6 protein-coding genes and 2 pseudogenes are annotated in these 8,255 nt (G+C 50.1%); 2 read left to right on the top strand and 6 right to left on the bottom strand.

Annotation, left to right across the window (positions count from 1 at the left end; genetic code table 11):
- Positions 1-114: 114 nt before the first annotated feature.
- The 6 genes and pseudogenes from DP106_RS14775 to DP106_RS14750 form a co-directional block, all read right to left on the bottom strand.
- Positions 115-1,209: an IS630 family transposase gene (locus tag DP106_RS14775; RefSeq protein ID WP_120086560.1), complete on the bottom strand. Its 1,095-nt coding sequence runs from the start codon at positions 1,207-1,209 to the stop codon at positions 115-117.
- Positions 1,210-1,255: 46 nt separating this feature from the next.
- Positions 1,256-1,489 (bottom strand): annotated as a pseudogene (locus DP106_RS14770) (IS4 family transposase); the annotation flags it as partial.
- A gap of 434 nt (positions 1,490-1,923) precedes the next feature.
- Positions 1,924-3,369, bottom strand: coding sequence for an oligosaccharide flippase family protein (locus tag DP106_RS14765; protein ID WP_120086556.1), 1,446 nt, complete (start codon positions 3,367-3,369; stop codon positions 1,924-1,926).
- Between the two features lie 50 nt (positions 3,370-3,419).
- Entirely contained in the window at positions 3,420-4,190 is a 771-nt protein-coding gene (locus DP106_RS14760) for an alkaline phosphatase family protein (protein WP_120086555.1), read from the bottom strand.
- A gap of 125 nt (positions 4,191-4,315) precedes the next feature.
- On the bottom strand, positions 4,316-5,470 hold the full coding sequence (locus DP106_RS14755) for a glycosyltransferase (protein WP_120086553.1): 1,155 nt from the start codon (positions 5,468-5,470) through the stop codon (positions 4,316-4,318).
- Positions 5,463-6,404, bottom strand: a complete 942-nt coding sequence (locus DP106_RS14750; protein WP_120086551.1) for an SDR family NAD(P)-dependent oxidoreductase — start codon at positions 6,402-6,404, stop codon at positions 5,463-5,465. Before DP106_RS14750 ends, DP106_RS14755 begins: the two co-directional genes overlap by 8 nt.
- Positions 6,405-6,565: 161 nt before the next feature.
- Between DP106_RS14750 and DP106_RS14745 the strand changes: the two genes are divergently transcribed.
- Both DP106_RS14745 and DP106_RS14740 read left to right on the top strand, forming a co-directional pair.
- Positions 6,566-7,909, top strand: a complete 1,344-nt coding sequence (locus DP106_RS14745) for a sulfatase-like hydrolase/transferase (RefSeq protein ID WP_120086549.1) — start codon at positions 6,566-6,568, stop codon at positions 7,907-7,909.
- 192 nt (positions 7,910-8,101) lie between these two features.
- Positions 8,102-8,255, top strand: a pseudogene (locus tag DP106_RS14740) (ISH3 family transposase); the annotation flags it as partial.

Here is an 8,255-nt window from a genome sequence, read left to right as displayed (position 1 = left end):
GCGATAACGCTCCGTAGGAGGTGTTTGAGCCGTTTTCGTTGTACTGCTCGCTGATAGTACAACTCCGGAGTGTGGAGGATCGCAAACAGCAATTGAACGACCGCGCCGTAATGATTAAGATAACTTTTGAAAGTTAAGGAACTTCTCACACCAACTCTTTGCGAAGCTGATTCGGTGCGTTATTTTTTCGAATGTTTCCTGGACGAGGGTTTTGAACTCGTTTTCGTCCTCAACAACGATCGGTGCCATCGTCCATTTGAGGTAGTCCCAGACTTGTTCGATTGGATTCAGGTGCGGTGAGCCTGATGGAATGAAAATCAGGTCGATCCCGAGTTCATGGGCACGCTTACGCGTGTATCTACATCTATGTGCTCCATGCTTGTCCAAGACGAGCAGAATCCGCTTGCCGGGATTCTGCTCGCGGATCTGTTCTAACACACCACAAATTCGCTCTTTCTTTTCATCTTCGGTGAACTCAACCAGACTCTCACCGTTCAGTGCATAGAAGCCGACCGCAGAGTCGTGCGTCTTGACTAACTCCCGCTCAATGTGTGGATCATCAACGTACCAGACACGCCGTGAATTATCGTACGGCTGTGGCTTTGATGCGTCAAAAAATCCGAGAACGGTACCACCGTCAGTGCAGACCTCATCGTCAACAGTCCACCCTTCGTCGTCTTCTCCATCATGTTTGTTGTGGGGCTGTTCGCCCTCGTCGAGCGCGTCATCGACGCGCTCTTCGAGAATTTCATCAGGGTTCTCTGGTCGATGTGGACGTTTTGGCCGTGGTTTCGCGTACGAGAGACCGAGGTTCCGAAGGAAAGTACCGAGGTAGTTTGGGCTGTAGGAAACGTCAAACTCCTCCTGAAGAAGATGGTGAATCTCCTGTGATTTCCACGGTTGGCCGTCACGAAGCATCTCCACCAGCTCGTCTTGCTCATCCTCGTCGAGTTTCGGGGGCCGGCCACCCCCGAAACTCGGCATCAGTTCTTCTAACCCGCCCTGGTTCCAAGCATCCGCCCAACGACCACCGGTGGCAGCCGACCGACCTTCGCGGTCGGCAGCCTCCGGGATTGAGTCGCCCTGGTAGAGATTCTTCAAAAACCCAAGGCGGCGGACGTGGTGATCGTCCTCAGCCTCACGTAGCAGTTCATCGATTTCTTCCTCAGTCAAGTGATGCTCAATCTCCTTTCGACGTGAGCGCTCCATTACTCCTCTATCAAGCGTAACTAACAAAACTTTTCGTACTCATTAAGTCGCGGTCGTTCGTGTATCTGGAGAAGGTTGAGGCAGCCATCTTCTTCATTTCGTCGTCTGAGTCGGTTGTTTCTTCGAGTTCCTTGAGCGAATCTGATGGATCAATGCCTTCTCTTACGGCGATTTTGATGTGATTATCGAAGTCATGTGTCTTGTTGAATTTGCCAATATCGAACTCATCGGCTATTGACTCGCTGTCGACTTCGTCGATCAGCGAGTACACTGCACTGGCTGTAGAGGTGTCCAGATCAAGCTTTTCCACATACCAGAGTCCTGCGAGGAGCCAACTGACTCCTTTGCACGCAGCGTTACCAGGCTTTCAATACCGGCTTCCTGCCGGATTTAAATACTCGAAACGGGACAGCTTCGAGAAGAATCGACTGTAGGTGCGTCGCTCTTTCTCGTCACGACGAGAAAGGCGCCCAGAGAGATCAGAGACAGTCCATCCATCAGCCACAATGAGCGCGCAGGCCATGTGAGCGAACGAGATAAAATTGGGCTCGTAGCGAAATGCCTGTTTGAATACACAGAGTGCCTGACGGTAATTCGGCGGCACCCGAGTGAGACTTAGCATCAGCAGGATCAACAATAGCCTGTCTCATATATACGATGATCACTATATCTACTCAATCTGACATCAAACCTTCCAAGCGGAGACCTTTGAGATCAGTACTGGAACACGGACGGAAGCGTAATCGGTGTGTTGTCTTGGATCGTCGTTCGGAACTTGGTTGATATCGAAAGCAGCGTCACGAAGTAGACGCCGGCACCCAGTGCGACGAGGCCCACGACGAATGTCATGTTGTGAATGGAGGAAAACGCCGACTCGACCCCCGCTCGTGTGCCGCCGACAACGAGTCCCATCACTACCGCCGCCGCTAACTGGTTACCGATCTCCCCTTCCGGAAGTTCGAACCTGACGAGCGAACGGAGATAGTACAGTGACAAGACGAGACCAATGGTTGCAGCAACCACGGTCGCTACCGCCGCTCCAACCCATCCAAACGATCGTACGAACATAACGTTCATAGCCAGGTTTGCACCGACGAAAATGAAGTTGACACGAAAAGAAATGTCCGGGCGATCAAGCGAGTTCAGTGCATTGAGCAGCTGTGCCTGATAATCGTAGATGAGCATCGAGAGGATGAGTAATCCTAACACAACAGTGCCACGAGTAAACTCATCGCCGTAGATACGCAGGAGACGATCCCCGATGAGGATTGATCCGAACAGTCCAGGAATCGCAATAAGTCCAGTGAAGGCTATCGAGTCGGTGATCAGTGTCTGAAACAGCTCGTCCTGTTTCTGTGCGTTCGCATAGCTCAGTTCCGGAAACAGTGTCTGGCGAATACTTGAGGCGAACACACCGACAAAGCTCGTGAGGTTCCACGTAATAGAGTAGATCCCGACGAGGGTCGGCGAGACGAACGCGCCAAGGACGATAATGTCGATATCGTTGAACGACCGGCCCCGTAGATTACCAAGCCAGGAGAATTTTGCATAATCGAAGAGGCTCCGGAACTGCGTGACGGTCGGTCGACGAATCCGAACTGATAGGATCACGATCCCGATGACCAAGACGAGTAACCCACCGGTAGCGAACCCAAGGAGCATCCCGGTTAGTCCGAATCCAGCAAGTACCAGAACGATCTGAATGAGACTTCTACCGCCTGTTAGAACTGGACTCAACATCCCCGTGACGTGTACTAGTCGTTTACCTTCTAATCCCGCATTGGTAATCGAGACTGCAAGCCCCACCAGTAGTATAATGATAATGTACGGTGCGACGTCAGCACCCACATATGAGTTTAGTGTGTCACGGAACACAGCTATCAGTACTGAGGCAACGAGACCAAACCCACCGATCATGATCAGGCCTGCAGTAAAGTAGGCCGACGGGTCAGTTTCTTCACTGACGCGTTTCTTGACTGCGGAACTAATGCCAGCATCGCCAACCAGTTTCAGCCAGTTGGCGACAACGAGAGCCAATGCGTAGTATCCGAGCACTTCCGCGCCAAGTACTCGCGCGAAATACAGGGTTGCAACGAACCCCACCACCGACGTCAGAAGTTTCGCACCAAAAACAATCGATGATGTTTGCCCAATTCGCATAGTAAGCGTTGTACTACTCAGCCCCGTGTCTGAACTGTTTGTTTCGAGTGTTACACATAGCCGAGATCCTGCAGCCGCTGTTCGACGGCAGTTTTATTAATCTCGGTTTCGGAGAGCTTTCCGTCGGAGATATCACGGCGCTGGCCATCGATTTCGGCCCACGGAACGTACACCAACCCGGGGAACCGAAGGCGAGCTTTGTGTTTGTAGATGCCGAGCTTTGCACGGAGCCCGGAAGTAAACAGTTCGCCGTGGTCGGCGGTGATGACTGCCTTCCCATCGAGTTCGTCGGCGAGTTCGACGGCGATGTCGGTCACAGCAGGGATCGTCGCGCGGTACGACTCAACCGGATCCTCCGTCTCAGGCACAAGATTTCCAGTCCCATGCGGCTGCATGAAATGAACGATGAGACGCTTGTCGGGATGCCGTTCGTTGGTCTTCTTAGCAGTCGCGACAATCTCGGCTGGATCTATTTTATTCGGTACGTCATCGTACTCTTTCCAGACTTCTATGAGTTCGTGGAAAGCATCATTTGCCAGTAATGTCGTGTGTGGGTTCGCCGAAACGTAGACTGTATCTTCAAACTGCTTGCCTTGGAAGTTTCTCCGCGTCCACTCTTTGGAGTGGCTCCCGAGGCTGACTGCTCTCGAATATGCATCGAACCGCCCGGTGTCGACGGTTTCCTCAAAAAAATCAGCCCGACACGCATCAAGAACGATCAGCGTATCCCAGTCTTCATCCATCACGTGGACGGACTCATCGTAGCCCGGATAGCTCGGATAGAGTCGCGTTAGTGATCCGACGACGAATGGAACGAACACGCAGTCGCGCCACCACTTTAATGACGAAAAATTGTCTCGTATTTCAGAGACGACATGACGTAGTAATAACATGCACAACACTGATTATCCGATAAATATAATATCGTCGGTTCGGCATCTCCGATTCATTCGACGGTGAACCTTGTCTGGAACGAGTTGTAGGCCGTCGTGATCGACTCCGAGAGCTGAGTTTCGAACGCCGACATCGAAAACCTGTTGACGAACGATGCTGGATCAGCCGCCACCCCCTTGGCTTCTAACCGGTCAACCGCGGCACGGATCGACGCCGCCGACCCGCCGTGGAGCAGGCCGTTCTCGCCCGCTTCGACGAATAGTCCAGGAAACCCATCGTTTCTAGCGAGACAGGGTTTGCCGCTCGCGTTGGCCTCAATCGGAACAATCCCGAAATCCTCGTTGCGACCATTGAATACGACTGCCCGACAGCGCCCGAGGAGATCATATTTCGCATCTTCAGAAATAAAGCCTACATACTCCATATTGTCGGCGGCTCGTATCTGACCGATCATATCTGCATCGCCCTCACCGCCAGCAAAAATAATTTGCTCATTGAGTTCGTCAAAAGCCTTAATAACGGCTTCTATTCCCTTTTCGGAATCAAGTCGTCCGAGATGGAAGTAGAACCCCTCGTCGCCACGATTTTCATATCGATTAATTTCCACCGGTGGATAAACGACTTCAGCACCACGTTTGTAGTATTTCCAGAGACGACGAGCGATGATGGGGCTGTTGGCGAGGTAATGGTCGACACGGTTGTCGATGGCACTGTCCCGTGTTCGTAGGTATCGAATTGCTGGTCGGGCTAACCGGCCAAAAAAGGAGTCTTTACGATCGTGATAGAGATCATAAAACCAACGTGGTGGTGAGTGACAATAATTAATATGTATTGTATTACCAGGGGTGATAACTGCTCGCGGGGTTGATCCTGAAGTGATGAGAACATCAGGTGACCCATACGATTGCCAGTCGACATCTTCCCAGATGCTGTACTCCGCTGGGCGGCCGAGACGAGAGCGTAGTTTCGCAGTTGACTCTGGAAGATCATCGACCACATTGTGAAACTCGATGGCTCCGTAGGGGTTCTCGGACTCCGGATCCGGCTCACCGACAGTGTAGACGGTCGTTTCATCGATTATTTCCGCCATTTTTGTTATTACATACTCGGCACCCCCCCATGAGTTGATATGCCAGTGTGCAAGTGCGATATCTAAATTTTCAATAGAGATCTCTTCGGTCGGCGAAGAGCTGTCAGGGTCAACCATCTTGTGAAGTCCGAAGCGAATTAATCGTTTGTTTTATTCCATTTTCAAAGGTTATGCTGGGCTCATAGTCAAGAATTTTGCGCGCTTTTGAGATATCCCCACAGGAATGGCGAATATCTCCGGATCTTGGATCTTCATACATTGGCTCCAAGTTCATATCAAGAATCTCATTTATTATCTCTACAAGTTCATTGATTGTCACTGACTCTCCTCTTGCCACGTTGAATACCCCTGAGCAGCTCCCTGTCGCTACAGCGAGGTTTGCTGCTACGACATCTTTCACAAACACAAAGTCTCTTGACTGCTCACCGTCCCCGAAGATTACTGGTCGCTCCCCGTTCAGTAATAAGGTAATAAACTTTGGAATGACTGCTGCGTATTCTCCCTCTGGATCTTGTCGAGGACCAAATACGTTAAAATATCGCAGTGCAGCAACATTGATGCCAGCTTGGCCCCCAACTTGACGAGCCATTTTCTCAGCGTAGTATTTCGATGCTGCGTACGGTGACTCTGGTTCGACTGGTTGGCCCTCTTTTTTTGGCAGCGGGTCACCGGATCCGTATACTGCTGCCGACGAAGCAATAACGACACTCTCGACGTCCCTGTCGACAGCACCATCCATCACCGTCGCCGTGCCAGCACAGTTTCGTGTTGTCACGGCTTGCGGATCTTCGAAACTGTCTGGAACGGATGCGAGTGCGGCCTGATGGAAGATAACATCGGCTTCGCCGATCGCATTTATTACCGTTGTTCGATCACGAACGTCTCCCCTAACGAATGTGAACGAATCCGAATTGTGTGCTCTTTCTAAGTTCTCAAGATCACCGGTCGACAGATCGTCGAGACCACAAACTTCCCACCCTTGATCAAGTAGTTCGTCCACGATGTGTGAACCAATGAAGCCTGCAGCACCGGTAACTAATGCTCTCCGCATTTGAGACCGAATGTGTGGGCTGACTTCTAATACTTGTCGACATCTTGGTCGTACAATGTTTCGAAAGTAATCAGAACTACCTCGATTTAATGTTACTTCACTAATTAGAGATGGCTCGGTTATTGAAAAGATTCAACACAGTATAAAAGAATTAGCCCCCTGTGAATATTAAACGGTCGTTGATTGAGACTCTTCCTCCATCGGTGAAACGACTGCTGTCAGTCCCGTATGACTTCTATCAAACCCAACGGGCCGATCGGCAGTTTAGAATGAAAAAACTTCCAGATAACCAGCCAGTTGAGAATGCTCCTCAACATATTGTTTGTGTCGTCGTTGACGCCCTCCGCGCTGATCATATTGATGATAAGACAACCCCTTTTCTTTCGCATTTGAATGGAACGGACGCAATAACGCCGGGAACGTGGACATTTCCAGCGATGTCATCTTTTATTTCGGGCGTATATCCGCATGAACACGGTGCGTCAATAGAAAGAGCTGGAACCAGCGAGTCAGATCAATTTACCCTGCCGCCACGGATGGATGATGGTCGAACCACACTCACAGAGTTGCTAGCTGGTGCCGGATATGAAACCTATGGGGGTTTTGGACATGACACCCCGTTCGTAGCAATCGCTGGACGATTTCACACACATACCCTGTTTCATAAGGTAAACTCGAAAGCGGAGGATGTGTTCGATGCGTATCTTAATTGGGTCGATGGAAGAAATCAAACATTCGCACTTCTCCATCTGGCAGATCCACATATTCCAGTAGAGCCACCGGAACAGTATTGGAAGAAACATTCTGTCGATAGATCAATTGAAAATATCAAAAACTGGAATTTTAAAACCGAACCTGACTGTGACGAGACCTGCCAACAGTATCGCGCTAACCGGCGTCGGCTATATCGTGCCGCTGTTGATCACGTTGATGATGCTACTGAACGGTTCGTTAATAAACTTGAATCGACTGTTGAGGATCCGTTAATTATCGTGACATCTGATCACGGTGAGGCAATGTGGGAACATGTGGAGACTGATGTTGAATTATTTAATGGAACGGGATGTGTCGACCATGGTGGTACACCATATGAACAAGTGGCAAGAGTCCCCTTGTTGACGAATGCGGACTGGTTGCTTGAAGGCGATATCTCGCTTATCGACATCGCACCGACGCTGCTTGATGCTGTTGGGATTGACGGAATAGAGATGTCAGGCTACTCGTTGTATGACAAAATCCCCGAGTCGCGCAAACCTATCGTCGAAGGCTGTAGAAACGGGAGCGAAAAGAAAGCAATTTACAACGGCCAATCCAAATTAGTTGTATCAAAAGAACAAGATGTAACACTTGGTTATCGTCTTCCTAAAGAACAGCGTGTAGAACTTCCTGCAGATGTCTACGATACGTTGGTTGACTCTTTACCATCTTGGCCCAAAGGAGAGACAGCCCATACTGAAGTATCGGATGTGGTTGAAGATCGACTTGGACAGCTCGGATATAAGTGATAGCGCTACGAGCACATACTCTGTGTTTTCTTTGAGTGACGAATAAATATAGAGACTGTCACTATATGTTAGATTCTCTAATATTATCGCTAGTTGTCCATTCTGGCTCAATGGCCCGATGGCTGACACGTCGTATTGAGTGAAGCGGGTGAATCAGGTGAGTGATTCACCCTCTGCCCGAATGAATGCGTGATGAGATTACCAAAACTCAAACGTATTCTAACAGATCCGGGCGAGTTCCTTTCGAACGCCCAGTTGAAGTCTCTTGCTCTGGAGCTCCTAAATTTGGTCCCAATGGAAGGAATCGAGGGCTCCGGCCTCGATTCCGAGGCAATCATGGAAGTCG

Source organism: Halonotius pteroides (assembly GCF_003605635.1).
Classification (GTDB): domain Archaea; phylum Halobacteriota; class Halobacteria; order Halobacteriales; family Haloferacaceae; genus Halonotius; species Halonotius pteroides.
Note: the sequence above shows the minus strand (reverse complement) of the source record. Positions and strands in the feature narration are given on the sequence as shown.